Here is a 21537-nt window from a genome sequence, read left to right on the forward strand (position 1 = left end):
GCTCACGGAAGTATAAACCCAACGGTAAGCCTTAAACAAAACAAGCCTTTGCAGGCTGCAAAGGCTTGGCTGGTGAAGCTCTTAAAGCATGAATGTGTTTTTTGCGATTGCCTGAAGTATGGCTCAGGGTTTTTATACTTCACCGGAGATGCGCGGGTAAAGTTAACAGAAGCAGGATCTAGGAAACGGGTTGAGCAGTGTCTCGCTTCGCCAGCAACACCTTGTCCACCCTGTGCCCGTCCATGTCAACTACCTCCAGGTCGTACCCTTCGTACTGCAGCTTGTCGCCGGTGGCGGGCAGCCTGCCCAGCGTATACACGATAAAGCCGGCCAGAGTAGCATAATGGTCGCTGTGCTCGGCAAACAGCTCCTGCCGCAGTGCCCTGTTCAGCTCGATCAGCTCTATGGAACCGTTTATTAGCAAGGAGCCATCCTCCCGTGCCACGATCTCCTGTTCTTCCACCTCCTCCAGGTCCGGTAAATCACCCACAATGGCTTCCAGAATATCATGCAGGGTGATAATGCCCTCCACGGTGCCATACTCATCCACCACAATCCCCAGGTACTGCTTTTGCCGCTTAAACACGTTCAGTACGGCACTGGCCAGCATGGTTTCGGGTACATAAATAGGCTCCTGCAAAATACTCTCCAGGGGCGCTTCCGACTCCTCCGCCAGGTACTCGTAAAAGCGCTTGGCCGTCAGAATGCCCACCACATTGTCGAAGCTGCCGCTCACGGCGGGGAACTTGGTATGGCCGCTTTGCTGCACCACTTCCTTTATCGCCTCCAGGGGTTGGTTGATATCCACGTACTCCACCTCCATGCGGTGCGTGCGCAGGTTTTTGGCGCGCTGCCCCGAGAAGGTGAAGATATTCTGGTGCAGCACCAGGTCATCCTTGGCCAGCACCCCCTGCCGTCCGGCAGTCTTGATGATTTGGCGTATCTCCCCTGCCGACAGCTTCTCCTCCGACGGCTCCTTCACCCCCAGCGCCTTTGTCACAAAGCTGGTGGAACCTGACAGCAGGTGCACCAGAGGCTTGGTGATAGTGGCAAAGACGTTGATAATGGGTGCCACCGTCAGGGCAATGGTATCGGCGTTGGCAAGGGCCAGGGTCTTAGGAATCAACTCCCCTACCACAATAGAGAAATACGTAATCACGCTCACCACCAGTACAATGGCGAGGGTATCCGCATACGGCGCCAGGAAGGCAGATCGGCTAATTAACTGGCTGGCGTCGTCCGACAAGGCGGCCCCGCCATAAGCACCTGTGATGATACCGATCAGCGTGATGCCCACCTGGATGGCCGAGAGGAAGTCTTCGGGAGACTCCAGCAGCCGCTGCACCGTCTGGGCCTTGCGGTTCCCCTGCTGGGCTTTCTCGGCAATTCTGCTTTTGTTGACTGATATAATAGATAGCTCCGAAAGGGCGAAAAAGCCGTTAAGCAGCGTTAAAAGAACCAGAATGAGGATTTCCATAAGTTTTCTGCAGATCTAGCGTATGTTTGTTTAGGCCGTCGTGCCGGCTACGCCCATCCCCCGCATGGTCTCCATCAGCGCCTGCTGATCATCGGTTATCAGGAGGAGCACATCGCTTTCCTGCAGCTCTGTACTGCCTTTAGGCACGAAATACTTCCCTTCCCGCTTCACCATTACGGCCAGTGTCTTGTCAGGCAGGGGCAGGTCCATCAGGCGGTTTCCGTCTTTAAAGGCCGCCGCCGTTACCCGCATCTCCGTCATCACAGACTTTATCTCGTCAGAGAACTCTACATCGAAGTCCTTCAGTTTCTGTAGCTCATCAGGCTTATCGGCCAGCCCCAACCACACGGCCATTTTAGAAAGTGAGGTGCCCTGCACGACCAGCGATACCAGCGTACAGAAGAACACGATGTTGAACATCAGCCGGGCATGAGGCACACCTTCTGCCAGTGGCAGAATCGCGAAGATGATCGGCACTGCCCCTCTCAGCCCTACCCATGATATAAACAGTTTATCCTTGATACCCATTTTACGGAAAGGCGCCAGGCACAGAAACACGCTGAGCGGGCGCGTCACGAAAATCATCAGGATGCTTATTAAAAGGCCGGGTATGATGATGGGAACAAGCTCGCGCGGGTTTACCAGCAAGCCCAGCGTAAGGAACATCAGGAGCTGGCTCATCCAGGCCATGCCGTCGAAGAAATTGAGCGAAGAGCGCTTATGCACAAACTTGGAGTTACCGATAACAAGTCCTCCGATGTAAACCGCCAGGAAGCCGTTGCCCTTAATAAAGTAGGTGAAGGAGAAAATGAAGATACAGAACGTAAACACCAAAATGGGGTAAAGCGAGGCGTTGTCGATCTGCAGGTAGTTGATGGCCCGCACGGCCAACTTGCCGAGCAGGTAACCGGCGATGGCTCCGATGGCCAGCTGCATCACCAGCATACCGCCGGCAGCCCAGTAGCTTACCCCGGATTCTATTTTAATAATCTCGATCAGCGTGATGGTGAGGATATAGGCCATCGGGTCGTTACTGCCGCTTTCCAGCTCCAGCATCGGGCGCAGGTTGTTTTTCAGGTTCAACCCTTTGGAGCGAAGTATGGAAAATACAGAGGCCGAGTCGGTGGACGACATCGTAGCAGCCAGCAGCAGCGCGGTGGCTAGCCCTATGCCGGCGGAGGGCAAGGTCATGCCCAGTATCCACCAGATAAGCACGCCGGTCAGTAAGGCGGTTACCAGTACGCCGAAGGTGGCCAGAACCACCCCCTGCGCCATAATGGGGCGTATGTCAGCTATTTTGGTATCCATCCCTCCCGAGAAGAGGATGATACAGAGCGCCACCGTACCGATGGTCTGCGCTACGTATATATTTTCAAATTGAATTCCCAGTCCATCACTCCCTGAAAGCATGCCCACCGATAAGAAGAGCAGCAAGGCAGGTACGCCAAACTTATAGCCGGCCTTTCCGGCCAATATACTTAGAAAGAAGAGGATGGACACCCCGAATAGAACCAATTCTACTGATACTGTCATTAGCTGTTTTTAAGTTATGTACATTATTTCCCTTGTTTACTTGTCTGGTTTGCCGTCACGTCATTTGCATCTCATAGGCAGCCTCGTGCCTGACCCTGAAGCAGCCCGCCACCTTATGCGGCAGCCATTACCCTACTCTTCGTCTGGTTTGGGCGGCGTGGGCAGTTCGCTGTCTTTCTTCGGGAAGAGCAGCGAGGCGATGACGGAAATGGCCAGAATGGCCCCTACTGCCATCAGCGCGTACCCCATATCGATTTTATAAAAATCGCTGATCAGCAGCTTTACACCAATAAAGGCAAGTATAACCGACAGCCCGTAATGCAGGTAGTGGAACAGCTGCATAATTCCGGCCAGGGCAAAGTATAAGGCCCTGAGGCCCAGCAACGCAAACACGTTAGAAGTATAAACGATAAACGGATCCTTTGAGATGGCCAGGATAGCCGGTATGGAATCAACCGCAAATACCACGTCCGTACTCTCGATCATGATCAGTACCAGGAACATAGGAGTGGCATGCCATTTACCGTTTACTTTGGTAAAGAACTTGCCGCCTACCGCCGATTTGGTGATGGGCAGGTGGCGGCTGGCCCACTTCACCAGCGGGTTATCCGCCGGGTCTACCTCGGCCCCCTTGCTCATGCCCATCTTAATGCCGGTGTATATTAGGAAGGCACCCAGTATGTAGATGAGGAAGTGGAACTTCGTGATCAAAGCCACACCTACAAGTATAAAGATAGCCCTGAGCACCAGTGCCCCGAACACACCCCAGAACAAGAGGTTATGCTGATACTTCAGCGGCACACCAAAGTAGCCGAATATAAGTATAAACACGAAAAGGTTATCGACGCTCAGCGACTTTTCTATCAGGTAGCCCGTCAGAAATTCCATGGCCGCCTGCTCGCCGCGCCAGTAGTACACCAGCACATTAAACCCAAGGGCCAGCACTATCCAGAACAAGCTCGTCAGCAGGGCCTCCTTCAGCGTTACCGCGTGTGGCTTCCGGTGAAAGACGAAAAGGTCCAACACCAGCATTACTATCACAAATAAATTAAAGAAGATCCAGAACGATAAATTACTATCCATTTTCTAAAGGAGATGGCCCGCAAAGAGCCTGAGTTTAGTTACTTTTTAGGATTACGGCTCTAAGTTACATCAACCTGAGCTACTTTAAATGGCAAAATTCGCCTATACTGCTAAAAAAGTGTTGCAGCTGCGCTTGCTCTTAGCGCAGCCCTTTTCACTATATCAGACAATTGGGGGCTGTGTCGGGGAACCTTTGGAAGGCGCTGCCCATGTACAAGCCCGGCTTCAGAAAATGGCTTCATTTGCACCCTAAACATGTATCTTGCTTTCTTGTTCAACTAAAGGTTCAGCTTCAGGGTTTGTTGTCTCTACCAACCCAACCTCCGGCTGCGGGTCAAACTCACCTTCCCACCGGGCTACCACGGCAGTAGCCAGGCAGTTACCGGTCACATTCACAGAGGTACGGGCCATGTCCATCAGTTCGTCTATACCCAGGATGGCAAATACCGGCCACACAGGCAGGTTAAACGAGGCAACTGTTCCCAGCAGAATCACCAGCGAAGCGCGCGGCACGCCGGCCACCCCTTTGGAGGTGAGCATGAGCGTAAACACAATCACCAGCTGCTGCTCCAGCGACAGGTCCACCCCTGCGGCCTGGGCCACGAACACTGAGGCCAGCGCCAGGTACAGCGTCGTCCCGTCCAGGTTAAAGCTGTAGCCCGTCGGCATCACAAAGGCCACTATACGCCGTGGCACCCCCAGTTTCTCCATCTCCTCCATGGCACGGGGCAGGGCTGCCTCCGAGCTGGTAGTGGCAAAGGCAATAGAAACCGGCCCTGAGATAGCCTGCAGAAACCGCTTTACCGGCACCCGCGCAATCAGGGCAATCGGCAGCAGCACCAGCACCGCAAACGCCAGCAGCGCCACATACAGCGTGGCCAGCAGCTGGAACAGGTTCAGCAGTATGCCAAAGCCCATATGCCCCACCGTGTAGGCAATAGCAGCTCCTACGCCCACCGGTGCGAAGTACATGATGATCTTGGTGAACTTGAACATGACCTCGGCAAGGCTCTCGCAAAAATCGAGCATGGGCTTGCGCTTCTTCTCCGGCACCATGGCCAGGGCAATCGCAAATATCACACTGAAAACCACGATCTGCAGCACCTGGCCCTCGGCAATAGACTTGGCGATGTTCTCCGGGAAAACGTGCAGGATGATCTCAGACGTGGTCTGTGCGGGCACTGCCTGTATTTCCTCATGGGTCTGGGCCAGGCCAGCATCGATGCCTACACCAGCTTTGCTTATGTTAATGGCTGCCAGACCTATAAACAGGGCCAGCGTAGTTACCACCTCAAAGTATAGCAGGGCCTTCCATCCCATACTTCCCACCTGTTTCAGGTTGGCGTGCCCGGCAATGCCCACCACCAGCGTGGCAAAGATCAGCGGCGCGATGATGGTCTTGATCAGCTTGAGGAAAACCTTGCTTAGCACGTTCAGGCTAGTGGCCACCTCCGGGAAATCGTAGCCGATCTCAGCACCCACCACCATGCTGATCAGGATCCAGACAGTAAGGGAGCGTTTCCGCACCCCCAAAGCAACCAGCACGGCAATACACATCCAGCGCACCACCCTGAGCACCTCTTCCGGAAGGGCCAGCACCCCATACTGCTGTAGCACATTGACAATGGCCACCACCGTAATGCTAAGGATAGCGGCCCAGGTAAAAATCGATAATTTTTTCATAAAAAAATTGGTTGACCTTTAAATCGTGGGGTTAATTGGCAAGCGTCTTTTTCTTTCTGTTGAGGTGGCTTTTGATTGCCCCCACAACGGGCGGGGCCATGGAAAGCACGATGATGGCCAGAATCAGCAGGGAAAAGTTGTCTTTTACCACCGGCATGTTGCCAAACAGGTAGCCCATCATCGTGAAGAAGATTACCCACACCAGGGCACCTATCACGTTGAAGAACAGGAACCTTCTGTAGTCCATCTGCCCCACCCCCGCCACAAAGGGGGCAAAAGTGCGCACAATGGGCACAAAGCGGGCATAGATAATGGTGCGGCCGCCGTAGCGCTCGTAAAAGCGCTGGGTCTGGTCGATGTGAGAACGTCGCATGAACCAGTAATCGCGCAAGTAGATGCGGCTCCCGATTTTGGACCCTGTGTAATAGTTAAAGGAATCGCCGAGAATAGCCGCCACAATAAGCAAGCTTATCAGCAGAGGCAGACTCAGCTCCGAGGACGGAACCGCAGCAAGGGCACCTACCGCGAACAACAGCGAGTCGCCGGGCAGGAAGGGCGTCACCACCAGGCCCGTTTCGCAGAACACGATCAGAAACAGGATCAGGTAAATCCAGGTATGATACTCCCGCACCAGCTCCACCAGGTGCTGATCGATATGAAGTATAAAATCTATTAAGAACCGGAGTATTTCCATTTTTAAGAAGCTTTAGAGGAGCGTTCGCCCTGCCTTCGGGCGCTGAGCAGGTATGGCAGCCGGCGCCTATTGGCCCCTACCACCATACCTGCAGCACTTCCAGCTTTACCGGCCTTTACTTTTTATCCTGGTTTTTGTCGTTTATCGAGTTTTCCAGGTCGCTTTTTATCTCGTTGGTGGCATCCTTAAACTCCCGGATGCCGCGCCCAAGGCCGCGTGCCAGTTCAGGAATGCGCTTGGCTCCGAAAAGCAACAGAATCGCGAAAAGAATGAGTACCATCTCGGTACCGCCAACGCCTCCTATGAAGGCGAAAATTGATGGGTAAGCCATAAGTATAAGTATGGTTTTTAAGTGATAATATTTTAAGCAAGTATAAAGGAGCTCCTCGCAGATATGCGTCAGAGCTGGGCTGCTTCTGCTTCTCCTGCAGCAAAAAACACCAGGAGCGTTTGCAGAAACGAGCACAAAGAGCAGCTATTTGCGGCACACAGGACCAGTATCGCTAATCCGATCAGCTGATTATCAACTGATAGATCGCACCTTCTCTGGTCGTTTTGCAGGCACCAACATTCCATACGGCAAGCACAGAGGCTGTATAACCTGCACCGCAATAGCAGAAAATGAGAATTAGCTTTATGTAACTACAGGCCTGTAGTCAGCACAAAAAAGGAGATGGGGAAACTAGGGAGCGTTAGGCTGAATGGTAGTAGGGAAAATTCTGTTCAGAAAGCTCTGTCCCGGTGCTCTGGCAGCATAAGGAGGAATTTTCTCATCAGTGGGAGCCCGGAATGCCGTGAAGTTACCGAATACTTCGGCCTGCTGCGGCTTAACCGAGCCTGAGGAAGTGGTAGCATCCTCAGCCAGCTGCAAATCTCCCATACTCAGCTCAGAGGTATCGGAGGTTTCTGATAAGGTCTCTCCCCGGGAGCTTACCTGGCTTTCAGGTGCACCCAGGGCATAGGCCTGGCTCCCCTGCCCGCAGAGCAAAAATGCCCAAAACAGTGAAAAAAGCAACACAAATTGCTTCGAAAGACAGGGTATGTTCTTGATAACAGGCATGGACACTGCTACAAAAATAGCACATTTTACAACAATGCAGCACCGGAAAGATAATTTTTATCGCGCTTCTTCGGTAACATACAGCCTACCCTCTTCTTAAAACCAGCGCATAGGCTTATACTAACGGGTCAAATAGCCTCAGCAAACACAGGCAAGTCTCCTCTTGGATACACTGTGTTATCTTGCTCAGTCCGCCTTGCTCTCAGCAATTAAACTAATATATTTAGCTTTTATCTACTTTAATTCCGTATTTGCTAACTATATTAGCACAACATAAAGTATAAATTGATATGTGCAGCGCAAAAATTGTCCCTATTGCATCGCATTTACTTGAGCCCCTTGACTTTGATTTACTGGGCGACATAGAGATACCCTTTTTCTACTCGTATGTAGAGTGCGGCTTTCCGAGCCCGAGCGATGATTACCTGGAGGACCGCATCGACCTGGGGAAATACCTGGTGCAGAACCCTACCTCCACCTTTATGATGCGCGTGAAAGGCTCCTCCATGGAAGAGGCTAACATCCACGACGGCGACATTCTAGTGATAGACAGGTCCCTGAAAGCAGCTGACGGGGTTCCGGTGGTGTGTTTTCTGAACGGGGAGTTTACTGTTAAGACCTTTAAGAAGGCTGGAGACAAGGCCTTTCTCATGCCAGCCAACCCCGCTTTTAAGCCTATAGAAGTAACCGAGGAGATGGACATGCGGGTGTGGGGCGTGGTGGTGTGGGTGCTACACAAACCTGTAAAGCTATGACATCGCTTTTTGCCCTGTGCGACTGCAACAACTTCTACGCCTCCTGCGAGCGGGTATTCGACCCCTCGCTGGAGGGCAAGCCGGTGGTGGTGCTCAGCAACAACGACGGCTGCGTGATTGCGCGCAGCAGCGAGGCAAAGGCCCTGGGCATTCCGATGGGCGAGCCATACTTTAAGATCAGAAACCTGGCCGAGCACGGGCTGGTGCATGTCTTTTCCTCCAACTACGTGCTGTATGGCGACATGAGCAACCGGGTTATGCAGACGCTGTCGCTGTTTACACCCAACGTGGAAGTATACTCTATTGACGAATGCTTTCTGGACCTTGGCGCCCTGTACGGGGTGGACCTTCCCTCCTACGCCAAGACAATAAAGCGCACGGTGCAGCAGTGGACGGGTATCCCGGTGAGCCTGGGCGTGGCCCCCACCAAGGCGCTGGCCAAGATAGCCAACCGGCTCTCCAAGAAATCGGTAAAGGCGGGCGGGGTGCTGGTGCTAACCGAGCCGCGCCATATTCAGAAAGCCCTGGAGGCAACTAAAATTGAGGATGTGTGGGGCATCGGCAGGCAATACGCCAAGTTCCTGAAAAAGCATAACATACATACAGCACTCGACTTTGCGAACCTGCCGGAGAGCTGGGTAAAGCAACACATGACCATTGTCGGGTTGCGGCTGCAGAAAGAGTTAAAGGGCGAACCCTGCCTGGAGCTGGAGGAGGCGCTACCGGCCAAGAAAGGCATTTGCACCTCCAGGAGCTTTGGAAAGAAGATAACAACCCTGGATGAACTGCAGGAAGCCACCGCCTCCTACGCCGCTAAATGCGCCAGAAAGCTACGGCAGCAGAAAAGCTGCGCCAGGCTGGTGACCGTTTTCGTTACCACCAACACCTTCTCCGAGCACGACAGGCAATACTACAACAGCAAAACCATTTGCCTGCCCGTGGCCACTAACTCAGACATGGAGCTGATCCACTATGCCGGTATCGCCCTGAAGGAAATTTACAGGGAGGGCTACTGGTTCAAGAAGTCGGGGGTTATCGTGACCGAGATAGTGCCGGAGCGCCAGGTACAGCTTAACCTGCTAGATACCGTGGACAGGGAAAAGCATGGCAGGCTGATGGAGGCTGTCGACGGCCTCACCGACAGGTTTGGCAGGGGAAAAGTATGGGTGGCGGCGCAGGGAGTTGACAACTCGTGGCAGCTCAAGAGTGAGTTTAAATCGCCTAGCTATACTACCCGGCTGAGCGAGATACAGACAGTGTACGCCAGATAAGCCTTGGTGGCAACTCCCTGAAGCTGGCAGGTAACGCCTGTTAGTATCAGAACCACCGGATAAGGCTTTCTGAGAGGCGTTATAGTTAGCATTTAGTGACGAATCAAAAACAATCCCGTTTTTGTAAGCTTTTTATCGTATATTGTAAAAAATATTGAACGTATATGCCTGCCAGAATGTCGTAGGTATATAATAAACAAAACAACATGAATAAAGGAACAGTAAAATTCTTCAATGACACGAAAGGCTTCGGGTTCATTAAGGATGCAGATTCAAATCAAGAGTATTTCGTACACGTATCTGGTCTGATACATGAAATCCAGCAGAACGACGAAGTGACTTTTGATCTTCAGGATGGTAAGAAAGGACTGAACGCAGTAAATGTAAAGCGCGTTTAGTTTAGCAGATATCCCATAGGAAAAGCCTTACATGATGTAAGGCTTTTTTATTGCGCCCGGAAACAGACAAGCCATGGGCAGATTTAGAGAACAGCAGCCAAGATGAACAGAAAGTATATTGTTGACACAGTAACGCGGGAATACCTGTGCGTGGCACATCAAAAGGGACGGGAATGGTCTCCTATTAACCAGGATTCTCTTACGAGCTTCATGGACACCCGCGAGAGCAAAAGCGCTCCGGAAAAGGAGTTACTGTCAGGCGAGTTTAACGACAACGCCTTCTTCGAGAAGTGGATACGCAACGGAACAAATTTCCTGTTTCGTTACTAAGCATCTCAGGGGAGATAAAATAAGTATAAAGTATAAACCAGTATAAAGAAAGTATGGGTAGATCACAGGAAACCTTCAGCAAGAAAGAGAAAGAGAAAAAACGAAAAAAGAAGAAAGAGGATAAAGAGTCTAAACGCGAGGAGCGCAGAACCAATTCCAGCAAGGGAAAGGGTCTGGATGCTATGTTGGCCTACATCGACGATGATGGCAATATCACCTCTACGCCCCCGGATCCGAAGAAAAAGAAAGTAGTAAAGCAAGAGGATATCCAGATAGGGGTGCCGAAGCAGGAGGACCCTGATCCGGCAGACCTGATCCGCAAGGGTACTGTAACCCATTTCAATTCGTCAAAGGGCTATGGCTTTATCAAAGACCATGAATCCCAGGAAAGTATTTTTGTCCATCAGAACGAGCTGACCAGCCCGATAAAAGAAAATGACAAAGTTACTTTTGAGATTGAGAAGGGGCCAAAGGGCTTCATTGCTGTCAATGTAAAGACTGTGGTGTAAGCCACGGCGACAAATAGCAGCCCGGTATAGTTGGAAAAGAGCAAATGGCGAAGGCGAGTTTACAAACCTCTACTTTTAAATAGTCGCCTTGCCATTCGCCTTATAGAGCAACGCACCCGGCTAAAATTCGCCCTGATGCACAAAAGGGTAACACCAGAGCAGCGCCGTTAAGGTTACTGCCTTAAACCAGGCATTATGCATGCCCTCCACGTCCTGCGGGGAATCTCCCTTCTTAACCAGGAAATCTTTTATAGTAGCGGTGATGGGATAGATGAATGCCACAATGTACCGGAAGTGTATGATGGGGACCGAATCCACCTTGTCGGTCTTGTTCTTTTTGGTAGTGTGATGCCTCTTGGCGATTTCGTACTGATAGTCAAGCCATGTCTGGTCGTAGGGGCGGTTGCACAGGTCCAGCACCCATTGCTTGAACCTTTCTCTTACCGCGGCGAGATAATGCTCGCTCGGCTTGCCATCCACCGTGAAGTAGTGTAGCAAATGCTCCTGGCTGCCCACATAGTTATACCACAGATCCAGCACCTGGTCCGTCTGATCCTGCAGCACCTTGCCCGCCATATTCAGATACCGCTCGTCGTCTTTACTCCATAGAAGCGTTTTCTTCAGCAGTTCCAGGTCCTGCATCGTAACAGGGGACTTATCCAGCGCCGAATCCCCGTAACTGTATCCTTTGATTTGTTCCATGATATGCGATAAATAAATACACCTTATACAGCATTCTTTATCTCTACGCGATATCTCTCGTGCCTGCCCTCAAATTGCAGTATAACAAGTGAAGGGGCACGAACCACGAGTAAACCCCTTGCTTCATGCCCCTTCACTTCTGAATCCTGTCGTTTATTTCATCACTGCGCATAGGCTGCCTCCCCTACTCCTCAAACCCTTCCCGGAAGCCCTTCAGATGCGCATAGCAGACGGGGCTGCTAAATTCAGGGGAAGCTTCTGCAAAAGAAGCGGGCTGTGCATTGACTTGTTTCAACTTATACAGTGGCACCAGTTTCAGTACTTTCCCGGAGAGAGCTTTACCGGCAACCTGGCGTGGGAACAAAGGCAAGTGCAGCATACTTAGGTCTGTTTATACTTGTTAAATATACGCAAGACAGGCTAGCTATACTACTCCGCCATCCTCCCTCGCGATTAGCGCATGCGTTGTTACGCTAAACGCCATACCCAGCACAGTTTCCAGCGAGAAGCCGCCACCCATGCCGGGGGCCGCATCCAATAGCAGTTGGGAGTGCTCATAGTACTGGTGCTGCTCTTCCGACAGGTAAAACTCACAGCCTTCCACCTCCCCAATCAGCACGTCGCGGGAGCCGGGTTTATACTCACCTTTCTCATAGCACATGGGCTGCGATCCTTCGCAGCAGCCACCACTCATGTAAAACATCAGCTCGCCGTAGCGCTCCTTCAGCTGCCCAATCACTTCTTTTGCTTTTTCAGTTGCTATTATCTTTTCCATACTTCTGTTTTAGTTTTAAATAAAAATCACCTGGGGAGGCCCCAGGTGATTTCAGGATAAATGACATACTTTGGATTAAAAGAAGCCTTGCTTCTTCTTGTCGTAGGAAATGAGCATGTTCTTGGTCTGGCGATAATGGTCGAGCATCATCTTGTGGTTCTCCCTGCCGTAACCCGACTGCTTGTAGCCTCCAAACGGCGCGTGCGCCGGGTAAGTGTGGTACTGGTTCACCCACACACGGCCTGCCTGTATGGCTCTTGGCACCTGGTACATTTCGTGCGCGTCACGTGTCCAGACGCCGGCGCCTAGTCCGTAGATGGTATCATTGGCAATCTCAATGGCTTCCTCAGTCGTCTTAAATGTGGTCAGTGCCACCACCGGGCCAAAGATCTCCTCCTGGAACACGCGCATTTTGTTGTGGCCTTTCAGGATGGTTGGCTGGATGTAGTAACCGTTAGCCAATTCTCCTTCCAACTTCTGCGCCTCGCCGCCTACCAGTACTTCGGCTCCTTCTTCTTTACCAATCTCGATATAGTTGAGAATCTTCTCGTACTGCGGTTTCGACACCTGCGCGCCAATCATCGTCTCGCCATCCAGCGGGTTTCCGGCTTTGATGGCTTTCACACGTTCAAGCACGCGGGCCGTAAAGGCGTCGGCTATACTTTCGTGCACCAATAGTCGGGTTGGTGCGGAACAAATCTCACCTTGGTTCAGGGCGAAGAACGCTGCTCCTTCCAGGGCTTTATCAAAGAACTCGTCATCGGCGTCCATCACAGACGGGAAGAAGATGTTCGGAGACTTGCCGCCCAGTTCCATGGTGGAAGGAATGATGTTTTCGGAGGCGTACTGCATAATCAGTTTACCTGTCGCCGTGGAGCCGGTAAACGCAATCTTGCTGATTCTTGGGGAAGTACCCAGTGCTTTGCCCACCTCGGCGCCGAAACCGTTCACCACGTTCAGCACACCGTCTGGTAAAATGTCACCGATCAGCTCCATCAGGGCCAGGATACTCGTTGGGGTTTGCTCTGCTGGTTTCAGGACAATCGTGTTACCGGCAGCAAGCGCCGGAGCAATTTTCCAGGCGGCCATCAGCAGCGGGAAGTTCCAGGGAATAATCTGCCCTACCACCCCAATCGGCTCGTGCAATACAATGCTCACCGTGTTTTCGTCGTGCTCCGAAACACCGCCTTCCTCTGCACGGATCACGCCGGCAAAATAGCGAAAGTGGTCGATCACGAGCGGCAGGTCTGCTGCGCGTGTCTCCCGGATCGGCTTACCGTTGTCGATGGTGTCAACCGTAGCCAAGTATTCCAGATTGTCTTCAATGGTTTGGGCCACGCGAAGCAGCGTGTTGCTGCGGTCCTTGGCTGATGTCTTGCTCCATTTTGGGAAGGCCTCATGTGCTGCGTCCAGCGCCAGTTCCACGTCCTCCTTGGTAGAACGGGCTGCCTGCGCAAAAACTTTCCCGTTGATGGGCGAAATGTTATCAAAATACTCCCCCTTCACTGGTGGGACAAATCGGCCGCCAATGAAGTTATCGCGTGGCAACTCTTTCCCTTTCAGCTGTGGAAACTTGTATAATTTCTTTTCGGCTTTTCCGTTCTCAATAATTGATTCTACTGCTGTGCTCATAATTTTATTTCTTTAAATGGTTAAAAATGTAACTTGTAACTGTCTGTGCATCTGTTACAAATTTACAACAACACCAGGCACCAAGGGTAGTACAGACTTCCAACAAAGTAGGACAAAAGGGAAATATCCAGGAAACCACAAAGTATGATTTCATAGTATAGCAGGTATGAGAAAGCTAGTAGAAGCAACTCGGAAAGTATAAATCTGCTCAACTAAGCACAGCCAATGAATCCGCAAAAGGACCTGTTTTTTATAAGCCCCATCAACGCCATACCACAGGTGTTTTTCGAGAGCCCGTACCGGGAAGATTACTTTGAGATTGCCTGGCTGAAGGATGAAGAACCCATCCATTTTATAAAGGATGAGGCGCTCTACATCAAAGGCGACTGGATGTACCTGATTCCGGCCAACCGCTCTCCGCGCCCCACCAAGTCGGGTAAAAAAGGCACACTCATCGCCTTTCATAAGTCGGTGCTGGACTACGAGGTAAAAGAGTTTACGCTGGATGTCATCAGGCTTTTTCTGGGGAAAGGAGCAGGTAGCTTCTCCACCATACTGCTGGAAGAAGATATGACCACGACCCTGGAGGGCATTCTTCGCATCCTGAAGAACGAGTATGGCGAGCAGCAAAATAACTTCCTGGTGCTTAAGGCGCTGCTGAAGGCATTCCTATTAAAACTGATGCAGTATAAAGCACAAACCTTTACCAGCCAGGGCCTGAACGAGAAGCGGGTGTACCATTTCCTGCTGCTGCTCGAGCACCATTTCAGAGAAGAGAAATCCGTAGGCTTTTATGCCGATAAGCTAAACATCACGCCCAAGCGCCTGAACCAGATCTTGAAGCAGAAGACCGGCAAAACCATTACGCAGTTGCTGCAGGAACGCACCGTAGTTGAGGCCAAAAAGGAGATTATCATCAGTGAACAGACGATAAAGGAAATTGGCTACAGCCTTGGTTTTGAAGACAGGTCCTACTTCAGCAGGTTCTTCAAAAAAATGACCGGACAAACGCCGGAGCAGTTCCAGAAACAGGCCAAAGAAAGAATCTTTCCTGCATGAGGTTGTGCGGGGCAATGGCTCTGTTGAAGGTATCTATACTTTCTTGTCCTGTTGATAGCTCCGGCTATTCTGTCCCTCATAAAATAACATCTGCTAAATGCAGCTTCCCCGCCCCCCAACATGAAGTGGCGGGGAAGTATAACCCGGTCAAAATAATTCGTTTGTAGTTGAAAATATTATCCGGACAGCATACTATTTCCCACCCTGATCAAAAAGGAAATGGGAGAAAGTATACTTGAGGGCAACCTCCACCTTCACGGCAGATGACTTGAATCCATCGCTGAAGTTACCCCTTTTGCCCCATTGCACTTCAGCCCCGGTGAGTAGTTGTGGGAAAGGCCGGTATAGCACATTCAGAATGGCATAGTGGCCGTTCCTGAAGGCATTGGGTGCCTGGGCATCCGAGTTGTAGATGCGCACTCTGGAGTAACCCGCCGTGCTGCTCCAGTTGCTGTTCCAATTATGCTCCAGAAAGGCGAGCCCTCCCATTACCGGTAGGGCAACACCCAGTAAGGGCGTAGTGGGGTCATCAAAGTTATTTTTTATGCCAATGTTAAATGAGGCGTCCGTTAAATGGCTCTGTATGCCCTTGCCATAAACGAGCTGCCCCTTGAAAATGGTTTGTTGGCCAAGCTTTTGGGTGGAGCTGATGTTAATCCCCCACCCGATTTCATCTCCACTCAGATCGATAGGGCTGCTGACCGTATTCTCCCACCTGATCCATTTTATTACACCGGCTACTTCGACGTACCCGTTGCTGATGTTCCTGCGGTATTCGGCAGCCAGATCCGGCGCTTTAAACTCTGCCTTCACATTTTGAAGCTCTATCCGCTCGGCATAGATACCCTCATCGGCCGTAGCGCCAGGTTGCTCCAGTCCTATCGCCCATCTACCCTGTTCGCTGGTGTGCTCATAACGTACCTGGATGGTCCGCAAATATGCCAGGCCCGAAGGCGACCCAAAATCCAGATTCGTGGAAAGTATATCGGGATCAGAAAAAGTACTTTCGGTCAGCCCGACGGTAAACCTGCCCAGATTTACATAGGCCTTCCGGAAGTGAAAGGTAGTTTGCCCGACATCCGGCCCCACCCCAAAAAGGTCAAACTCAAACCTGGCCTTCGCCTGGCCCAGCGGCGTTTCAGACCAGCTGTTAAACCCCATCCTCGTCTGGCGAACGCTGAAGAAGATTCTTCCGTCAGGTGCATATTGATCCTTATACTGGGGGAGGCTGGACACGCGCAATATGTCGAACCAATTTGGGTCAATCTGATTAAAATTGTAGCCTATGTCTGTCCTGATGTAACCGTACACCTCAAGGCCCCTTGCCTGCTCTTTTTCCTGGGCTACAGCCTGACTCGTAACCAACAGGAAGCACTGCAGGATCAATGCTCGTCGAAGTCCCATACGGAAGGAAAGCTACATGACCAATCTACACATCACCCTAACCCATACATGCCCATACTGAAATTCAGAAGCCCTGCTTGTAAGTATAAACTATACTTTGCCGGTCAATTACTATAACTGCTCATACTTTAGCCCTTCCCCATACTTGAACAAGGCATACCCCCTCGCCTTCTATATAGCCGGGTAAACCCTCCCTATTACGCTCCACTGCCTGCTGACTGACCGGAGTTGAGAGTGGCATCTTACCGTTGGGATTATACTTTCCGGTCACCACGTCCAGCAGCGCCTCAGGCTCTACGCCAAAGGTTGCCAGCACGCCCAGGAAGCGGCTGTTTGTCTGGTTATTATACACCTCATCTACCACGAAGGAGTTGGCATAGTTGATGCCTTAAGGAATTGGTTTCCTATTTATTCAGATAATCGAGGATGATCTGTACCTGGGCTTTCACCCCGTTTGGTAAGGCGCTGTCATCCACTGCGAACTTGGGGTTATGGTTGGCGGCACCTTCCCCAATGCCAAGAGTCATAAAACTGACAGGGGCTATTTCTCTATAGTAGGAGAAATCTTCGCTGGCAGTCATCATGGGGGCGTCAAAGACCTGATCCTTGCCCAGAATGGCAACAACGCTTTTCCGGGCATGGGCGTTCAGGTTGGCATCGTTCTGTATGGCCGGGTAAGTGGGGATATAATCGAGCTTATAATCAGCGCCGTAGGCCTCGATTATGTTGTCGATGATTTCCTTGATTCTGGCTTCCACCTGTTTCCTGGTTGGCTCTGACGTGGTGCGGATGCTGGCGGCTAGTTCCGCCCTGTCTGCAATCACGTTGAAAGCATCGCCGGATTGAAATTTCCCGATGGTAACCACCGTCATCTCGCCGGGCGTAACATTTCGGGAAACAACGGACTGCAGCGCGCTTACAATGGCGGCCCCAGCCACAATCGGATCTATGCCTAAATGCGGCATGGAGCCATGCGATCCTTTCCCGATAATGGTCAGATGGAAGACATCCTGCGCAGTAGAGGCGGCCCCATCGGGCAGAATACCCACATGGCCGGCGGGGAAATCAGGCAACACATGCATTCCGAAAAAGGCATCCACATCTTTCAAAACCCCTGATTTGATGATATCGACAGCGCCACCCGGAGGGGTTTCTTCTGCATGCTGAAAAATAAAGTATACCGTTCCCTTCAGCTGACTCTGCATTTTGGATAAAGTGGCGGCCGTTCCGAGCAACATGGCCGCATGGGCATCATGGCCGCAGGAGTGCATCACATTTTCCACTTTCGAGCTATACGGTAGCCCAGTTTCCTCCTGCATGGGCAGGGCATCCATGTCGGCCCGGAAGGCGACCGTCTTACCTGGCTTAGCGCCTCTCAGAATTCCGACAACGCTTGTTTTGGCAGGCCTGACGACTTCTATGTTGGGAAAGGACTTCAGCACTTCTTCCACATACTTGCCGGTGTTTTCCTCCTCAAAAGACAGTTCCGGATTTTGGTGGATATGGTGCCGCCACTTGACGACGTCGTCTGCCGGTATATTTTTCACCCAGGAAGGGTTTGACACTTTTTTAGGCGAAGCATTCCTTTGTTTCGTCTGGGCCTGAAGCATCCCACTCCACAGCACTAAAAGTATAAGCAGGTATAACTTTATCATACTATCTCCGCTACCTTGAACCACTACTCACATCAGTATGTATACTCCATTGCCAGAAACTGGTTGAAGGCTTACCCACTCATTATCAGGTATAAACAAAATTCCTTAAAGCTATGAAGCGCTCCTGCTGGACAGCTCTGATATTGACGAGATGGTTCTTGAAAGAGTAGCCGGAATTCCCAAAACCAAGCCAGGTCTTTTGCTCCTTATTAAGTTTCAAAGTATGATACCCTCAGTCGCACCTCCTTCGTAAGTATAAGTATACATACATAAAATACAAATACAACAGTATGGCTTCAAAAAAGATCATCACGGTTTTTGGTGCGACAGGCGCCCAGGGTGGCGGGGTCGCACGGGCAATTCTTCAGGACAGCAACAGCGAATTTGCGGTACGCGCCGTCACCAGAGACCCCGACTCTGAGAAGGCCAAAGCGCTTGCCGCCTTAGGGGCAGAGGTAGTGGCAGCCGATATCGATGATAAGGAAAGTATAAACCGTGCGCTGCAGGGTGCCTATGGGGCTTACTGCGTTACGTTCTTCTGGGCGCACTTCTCCCCGGAGAAAGAGTATGCCGAAGCCAAAAGTATGGCAGAGGCCGCCAAAGCAGCAGGCCTGAAGCACGTGATTTGGTCTACACTGGAAGACACGCGCCAGTGGGTACCGCTGGATGACGACCGGATGCCCACGCTGCAGGGCAAGTATAAAGTACCGCACTTTGATGCCAAAGGCGAAGCCGACCACCTGTTCACAGAGTTGGGTGTGCCCACCACCTTCCTGCGGGCATCCTTTTACTGGGACAACTTTGTATATTTTGGGATGGGACCGAAAAAAGGACCGGACGGCAAGCTATACCTAACCCTCCCCATGGGTGATAAAAAAATGGCAGGAATCGCCTCAGAGGATATCGGGAAGTGCGCCTACGGGATTTTTAAGAGAGTGCAAGAACTAATCGGTAAAACAGTGGGCGTTGCCGGCGAACAACTGACCGGTCAGGAGATGGCCGCGGCCTTTACCAAAGCCTTGGGCCAGGAGGTCTTGTATAACAGCGTGTCCCCGGAGACGTTCCGCAACTTTGGTTTCCCCGGCTCGGATGACCTGGGCAACATGTTCCAGTTTTACCGCGATTTTGATGAGGTGTGCAACAGCGTCCGGGATGTTAGCTTCTCCAGGGCATTGAACCCCGAGCTGAAGTCATTTGACGTATGGCTGGCAGAAAACGCCGCCCGCGTCCCGCTGGAGTAAAGTATAAGTATAAAACTACTAGAGCCTGCGCGCTATGGGTTTATTTCCGGTAAAGTATAGGAGTGGGTGTTATTATACTGCTTCCTGCGGTTCTCACTGTGCCGGCAGCTGGCTGGATAAAGGTTATACTTCTGACATCAGATAACTAACCTGACACCGCCCATTTCCTGCAGTCCGTAAGGGAAGCGGTCGCCGGGCGAGCCAATGAACATGAAATTTTTGGGTATTCCCCATTTTTTGGAGAGCTCCTGGACCAGCTTCGGCCCGAAATGTCCCCGGAGGATGACAAAATCCACCTCAAGTTCCGGGTAAGCCAGATCCAGCACCTCCACCTCGTGCATTAGCTTTTTCGGGGGTTCCTCCCCTTCCTTCAGCACGTTCACAATCTTGATACGGTTGGTGTGCTCGTTTTCCACGATGTAGCGCATCACTTTGTTAATGTTAGCGATGTTGTCGCCCCTGGTGAAGAAGACAAATTGCTGAGATCTGATTCTGTGGATCAGGCGGATTATTTTGTGGGAGGTAAAAGGGAGCCTTTTATTTAGCTGCCGCTCTATTTGCCGCAGCAGGTAGGCCACAAAAATGAGCAACTCAATGCGGTAGAGCATGATAAAGACCACAGCTACCGTTGGGACAAAGTACTCCAGGAAAACCCACACATAGGCCGGGTTCAGGATGGCATTACCTGCCAGCGCCGCCAAAACAGCTGAAATAGCCACAAACAGCACCAGCGCGGAAGCGCGCACCGGACGCGGAAGCCTGTTCCTGCGAAACTTAAGCAGGATGTTGCCCAGGCCAAACAAGGCCATCACGGACAGGAAGGAGATAGTATACACACCTGCCAGAGCCCCGATGTCGCCGCGCGTGAGGAACAGGATGGAAACGCACAGCAGAAAAAAGCTGATCATGATCAGGTAAGCGGATCCTCTTTTGTTCATCTTCAACAGAAATTGGGGCAGACAGCGGTCCAGTGTCATGCGCTGCACCAACCCTGTCATCCCAACATAGGAGGTCAGCACGGCCCCGCTCAACACCAAGGCTGCATCCACGGAGATAAGCACAGCAAGCCAACTGCCCCCCGCCACCTCGCCCAGGTAAGCCAATAAGGCTGTCTGGTTCTCGACAGCGGCTGCGATGGGAATGATGGCAATTGCCAGAAAGGCGGTAAGCGGGTTAAAGATGGTGACCGCCAGCCACATGTTGCGCAGGGTTTTGGGGAAAACGCCCGGTGCCTGCTCCTCCACAAAGTTAGCTGAACTCTCGAAACCGGATATCCCGAGCATGGCAGCCGCAAAGCCGAAAAACAGCGCCTTCCATATACTTCCTTCCAGCGGTTGACTATAGTTAAGGGCAAGTGTATCAACCCCCTGGCTGAAGAGGTAGAAGAAGCCGACCAGCACCAAAAGCGTTAGCGTGGAAATATGCGTGATGAAAATGATGATCGCTACGATAGAGGATTCGCCGATACCCATAATAGTTAAGCCCATGAAGAGGGCCAGCAGCCCGATAGTGGCATATAAAATGGGAAGGCCCTGCCAGAAGTGGTGCACGTAATGCATCGCCTCGCTGGCTGATATTACCGCTGTGGCCATATAGGAAAGCAAGGTGAGGCATGCCGCCAACGAGGCAGTGCTTTTGCTAGTGGTATTGAGTAAAGCATTGTAAGCCCCTCCGTTCAGGGGCAGGGCGCCCACTACCTCGCCATATATACTCCGGAACAGAAATAACACACCCCCAACCATCAGCAGCGCTACCCAGGCATACTGCCCGGCATAAATGATGGCCAGTGCGGACACGTACAGGCAGGAAGAGGTTATATCGTTCCCGCAGATGGCTGTAGCCGCCAGCTCTTTCAGCTTAGGTGCGTGCGATGGAGCCACGGCGGTGGATGCGTCCTGCTGCATAGGGCCTTGGTAAAAATACCCTATAGTATACGGCCCTGAGAGCCGATGATGCTTAAAAATCACCAGCTATTTAACCGTTCAGGTAAGTGGTACCCCGGCTTTCAGCATCCGCCGCTAAACTTACTTTATATCACCTTCCGGCATTCCGAGGAAGTTGCTGCAGCTATACTTGCATTCCATACTTGATGGGGCCTATTCCCTGAAGATGGAACTATGTTTTTTAATGAGCACCGGGAGGTTGACTAACATAAAGCACCATACCTCATTGCTCCGTGTTCCCTGGCCTATGAACAGTAATGGCAGGCGTGCCCTAAGCTGCGGCTGCGACCTCCCCTGCAGGAAATAAAAAAACCTGTGAGCAACTGCCCACAG

General features: G+C 51.5%; 22 protein-coding genes. 7 read left to right on the forward strand and 15 right to left on the reverse strand.

The annotated features are described in order from the left end of the window. Positions 1 to 178 precede the first annotated feature (178 nt). The 7 genes from BM040_RS17520 to BM040_RS17550 form a co-directional block, all read right to left on the reverse strand. Positions 179 to 1477, reverse strand: coding sequence for a hemolysin family protein (locus BM040_RS17520; protein ID WP_092104249.1), 1299 nt, complete (start codon positions 1475 to 1477; stop codon positions 179 to 181). Positions 1478 to 1507: 30 nt separating this feature from the next. Beyond that, positions 1508 to 3010 carry a potassium/proton antiporter gene (locus BM040_RS17525; RefSeq protein ID WP_092104251.1) on the reverse strand — a complete coding sequence of 501 codons (1503 nt, stop codon included), beginning with the start codon at positions 3008 to 3010 and terminating at the stop codon, positions 1508 to 1510. Positions 3011 to 3142: 132 nt separating this feature from the next. Beyond that, the gene (locus BM040_RS17530; RefSeq protein WP_092104253.1) at positions 3143 to 4093 is read right to left on the reverse strand and encodes a TerC family protein; all 951 of its coding nucleotides are present in this window, start codon (positions 4091 to 4093) and stop codon (positions 3143 to 3145) included. 249 nt (positions 4094 to 4342) lie between these two features. Further along, positions 4343 to 5776: a dicarboxylate/amino acid:cation symporter gene (locus tag BM040_RS17535; protein WP_092104255.1), complete on the reverse strand. Its 1434-nt coding sequence runs from the start codon at positions 5774 to 5776 to the stop codon at positions 4343 to 4345. Positions 5777 to 5807: 31 nt separating this feature from the next. Beyond that, complete coding sequence (locus BM040_RS17540; protein WP_092104257.1) at positions 5808 to 6470, reverse strand: DedA family protein; 663 nt, start codon at positions 6468 to 6470, stop codon at positions 5808 to 5810. 115 nt (positions 6471 to 6585) lie between these two features. Beyond that, the gene (locus BM040_RS17545; protein WP_092104259.1) at positions 6586 to 6801 is read right to left on the reverse strand and encodes a Sec-independent protein translocase subunit TatA/TatB; all 216 of its coding nucleotides are present in this window, start codon (positions 6799 to 6801) and stop codon (positions 6586 to 6588) included. Between the two features lie 351 nt (positions 6802 to 7152). Continuing rightward, positions 7153 to 7530 (reverse strand): hypothetical protein, encoded by a 378-nt coding sequence (locus tag BM040_RS17550; RefSeq protein ID WP_092104261.1) that lies wholly within the window; start codon positions 7528 to 7530, stop codon positions 7153 to 7155. A 290-nt stretch (positions 7531 to 7820) separates the two neighbouring features. Here BM040_RS17550 and BM040_RS17555 point away from each other — a divergent pair, with 290 nt between their 5' ends. The 5 genes from BM040_RS17555 to BM040_RS17575 all read left to right on the forward strand — a co-directional run bounded on the left by BM040_RS17555 (position 7821) and on the right by BM040_RS17575 (position 10793). Next, positions 7821 to 8285 carry a LexA family protein gene (locus BM040_RS17555; protein ID WP_092104263.1) on the forward strand — a complete coding sequence of 155 codons (465 nt, stop codon included), beginning with the start codon at positions 7821 to 7823 and terminating at the stop codon, positions 8283 to 8285. Then, a complete protein-coding gene (locus BM040_RS17560) occupies positions 8282 to 9556 on the forward strand; it encodes a Y-family DNA polymerase (RefSeq protein ID WP_092104265.1) in 1275 nt (424 codons plus the stop codon). The genes BM040_RS17555 and BM040_RS17560 overlap by 4 nt, the downstream gene beginning before the upstream one ends. A gap of 206 nt (positions 9557 to 9762) precedes the next feature. Continuing rightward, the gene (locus BM040_RS17565; protein ID WP_092104268.1) at positions 9763 to 9954 is read left to right on the forward strand and encodes a cold-shock protein; all 192 of its coding nucleotides are present in this window, start codon (positions 9763 to 9765) and stop codon (positions 9952 to 9954) included. Between the two features lie 102 nt (positions 9955 to 10056). Beyond that, positions 10057 to 10284, forward strand: a complete 228-nt coding sequence (locus tag BM040_RS17570) for a hypothetical protein (protein ID WP_092104270.1) — start codon at positions 10057 to 10059, stop codon at positions 10282 to 10284. Positions 10285 to 10337: 53 nt separating this feature from the next. Then, positions 10338 to 10793 (forward strand): cold-shock protein, encoded by a 456-nt coding sequence (locus tag BM040_RS17575; RefSeq protein WP_092104272.1) that lies wholly within the window; start codon positions 10338 to 10340, stop codon positions 10791 to 10793. Between the two features lie 120 nt (positions 10794 to 10913). Here BM040_RS17575 and BM040_RS17580 read toward each other — a convergent pair whose 3' ends face one another. From BM040_RS17580 to BM040_RS17595, 4 genes are all read right to left on the reverse strand, one after another. Continuing rightward, entirely contained in the window at positions 10914 to 11495 is a 582-nt protein-coding gene (locus BM040_RS17580; protein ID WP_092104275.1) for a protoglobin domain-containing protein, read from the reverse strand. A gap of 184 nt (positions 11496 to 11679) precedes the next feature. Beyond that, positions 11680 to 11874, reverse strand: a complete 195-nt coding sequence (locus tag BM040_RS21595; RefSeq protein ID WP_139217840.1) for a hypothetical protein — start codon at positions 11872 to 11874, stop codon at positions 11680 to 11682. A 45-nt stretch (positions 11875 to 11919) separates the two neighbouring features. Next, a complete protein-coding gene (locus BM040_RS17590) occupies positions 11920 to 12270 on the reverse strand; it encodes a DUF779 domain-containing protein (RefSeq protein ID WP_092104278.1) in 351 nt (116 codons plus the stop codon). A 75-nt stretch (positions 12271 to 12345) separates the two neighbouring features. Then, the gene (locus tag BM040_RS17595; protein WP_175491108.1) at positions 12346 to 13902 is read right to left on the reverse strand and encodes an aldehyde dehydrogenase family protein; all 1557 of its coding nucleotides are present in this window, start codon (positions 13900 to 13902) and stop codon (positions 12346 to 12348) included. 225 nt (positions 13903 to 14127) lie between these two features. On the opposite strand from BM040_RS17595, the gene BM040_RS17600 reads away from it, so the two are divergent. Further along, a complete protein-coding gene (locus BM040_RS17600) occupies positions 14128 to 14961 on the forward strand; it encodes a helix-turn-helix domain-containing protein (RefSeq protein ID WP_092104281.1) in 834 nt (277 codons plus the stop codon). 192 nt (positions 14962 to 15153) lie between these two features. Here the strand turns inward: BM040_RS17600 and BM040_RS17605 are convergent, their stop codons facing one another. The 3 genes from BM040_RS17605 to BM040_RS17615 all read right to left on the reverse strand — a co-directional run bounded on the left by BM040_RS17605 (position 15154) and on the right by BM040_RS17615 (position 17912). Beyond that, positions 15154 to 16365: a DcaP family trimeric outer membrane transporter gene (locus tag BM040_RS17605; RefSeq protein WP_139217841.1), complete on the reverse strand. Its 1212-nt coding sequence runs from the start codon at positions 16363 to 16365 to the stop codon at positions 15154 to 15156. A 121-nt stretch (positions 16366 to 16486) separates the two neighbouring features. Continuing rightward, positions 16487 to 16729 carry a glycoside hydrolase family 3 protein gene (locus BM040_RS17610; protein WP_092104285.1) on the reverse strand — a complete coding sequence of 81 codons (243 nt, stop codon included), beginning with the start codon at positions 16727 to 16729 and terminating at the stop codon, positions 16487 to 16489. A gap of 40 nt (positions 16730 to 16769) precedes the next feature. After that, on the reverse strand, positions 16770 to 17912 hold the full coding sequence (locus BM040_RS17615; protein ID WP_245756283.1) for a M20 metallopeptidase family protein: 1143 nt from the start codon (positions 17910 to 17912) through the stop codon (positions 16770 to 16772). A gap of 398 nt (positions 17913 to 18310) precedes the next feature. Between BM040_RS17615 and BM040_RS17620 the strand changes: the two genes are divergently transcribed. Continuing rightward, positions 18311 to 19261 (forward strand): NmrA/HSCARG family protein, encoded by a 951-nt coding sequence (locus BM040_RS17620; RefSeq protein WP_092104289.1) that lies wholly within the window; start codon positions 18311 to 18313, stop codon positions 19259 to 19261. Positions 19262 to 19398: 137 nt separating this feature from the next. Here the strand turns inward: BM040_RS17620 and BM040_RS17625 are convergent, their stop codons facing one another. After that, positions 19399 to 21165 carry an APC family permease gene (locus BM040_RS17625; RefSeq protein WP_092104291.1) on the reverse strand — a complete coding sequence of 589 codons (1767 nt, stop codon included), beginning with the start codon at positions 21163 to 21165 and terminating at the stop codon, positions 19399 to 19401. Positions 21166 to 21537 lie beyond the last annotated feature (372 nt).

It is taken from the genome of Pontibacter chinhatensis, assembly GCF_900113285.1.
Lineage (GTDB): Bacteria > Bacteroidota > Bacteroidia > Cytophagales > Hymenobacteraceae > Pontibacter > Pontibacter chinhatensis.

Bases quoted from the DNA above. Each gene is read 5' to 3' on its own strand.
- BM040_RS17520 (WP_092104249.1), bottom strand. From the start codon at position 1,477: ATGGAAATCCTCATTCTGGTTCTTTTAACGCTGCTTAACGGCTTTTTC.
- BM040_RS17525 (WP_092104251.1), bottom strand. From the start codon at position 3,010: ATGACAGTATCAGTAGAATTGGTTCTATTCGGGGTGTCCATCCTCTTC.
- BM040_RS17530 (WP_092104253.1), bottom strand. From the start codon at position 4,093: ATGGATAGTAATTTATCGTTCTGGATCTTCTTTAATTTATTTGTGATA.
- BM040_RS17535 (WP_092104255.1), bottom strand. From the start codon at position 5,776: ATGAAAAAATTATCGATTTTTACCTGGGCCGCTATCCTTAGCATTACG.
- BM040_RS17540 (WP_092104257.1), bottom strand. From the start codon at position 6,470: ATGGAAATACTCCGGTTCTTAATAGATTTTATACTTCATATCGATCAG.
- BM040_RS17545 (WP_092104259.1), bottom strand. From the start codon at position 6,801: ATGGCTTACCCATCAATTTTCGCCTTCATAGGAGGCGTTGGCGGTACC.
- BM040_RS17550 (WP_092104261.1), bottom strand. From the start codon at position 7,530: ATGCCTGTTATCAAGAACATACCCTGTCTTTCGAAGCAATTTGTGTTG.
- BM040_RS17555 (WP_092104263.1), top strand. From the start codon at position 7,821: ATGTGCAGCGCAAAAATTGTCCCTATTGCATCGCATTTACTTGAGCCC.
- BM040_RS17560 (WP_092104265.1), top strand. From the start codon at position 8,282: ATGACATCGCTTTTTGCCCTGTGCGACTGCAACAACTTCTACGCCTCC.
- BM040_RS17565 (WP_092104268.1), top strand. From the start codon at position 9,763: ATGAATAAAGGAACAGTAAAATTCTTCAATGACACGAAAGGCTTCGGG.
- BM040_RS17570 (WP_092104270.1), top strand. From the start codon at position 10,057: ATGAACAGAAAGTATATTGTTGACACAGTAACGCGGGAATACCTGTGC.
- BM040_RS17575 (WP_092104272.1), top strand. From the start codon at position 10,338: ATGGGTAGATCACAGGAAACCTTCAGCAAGAAAGAGAAAGAGAAAAAA.
- BM040_RS17580 (WP_092104275.1), bottom strand. From the start codon at position 11,495: ATGGAACAAATCAAAGGATACAGTTACGGGGATTCGGCGCTGGATAAG.
- BM040_RS21595 (WP_139217840.1), bottom strand. From the start codon at position 11,874: ATGCTGCACTTGCCTTTGTTCCCACGCCAGGTTGCCGGTAAAGCTCTC.
- BM040_RS17590 (WP_092104278.1), bottom strand. From the start codon at position 12,270: ATGGAAAAGATAATAGCAACTGAAAAAGCAAAAGAAGTGATTGGGCAG.
- BM040_RS17595 (WP_175491108.1), bottom strand. From the start codon at position 13,902: ATGAGCACAGCAGTAGAATCAATTATTGAGAACGGAAAAGCCGAAAAG.
- BM040_RS17600 (WP_092104281.1), top strand. From the start codon at position 14,128: ATGAATCCGCAAAAGGACCTGTTTTTTATAAGCCCCATCAACGCCATA.
- BM040_RS17605 (WP_139217841.1), bottom strand. From the start codon at position 16,365: ATGGGACTTCGACGAGCATTGATCCTGCAGTGCTTCCTGTTGGTTACG.
- BM040_RS17620 (WP_092104289.1), top strand. From the start codon at position 18,311: ATGGCTTCAAAAAAGATCATCACGGTTTTTGGTGCGACAGGCGCCCAG.
- BM040_RS17625 (WP_092104291.1), bottom strand. From the start codon at position 21,165: ATGCAGCAGGACGCATCCACCGCCGTGGCTCCATCGCACGCACCTAAG.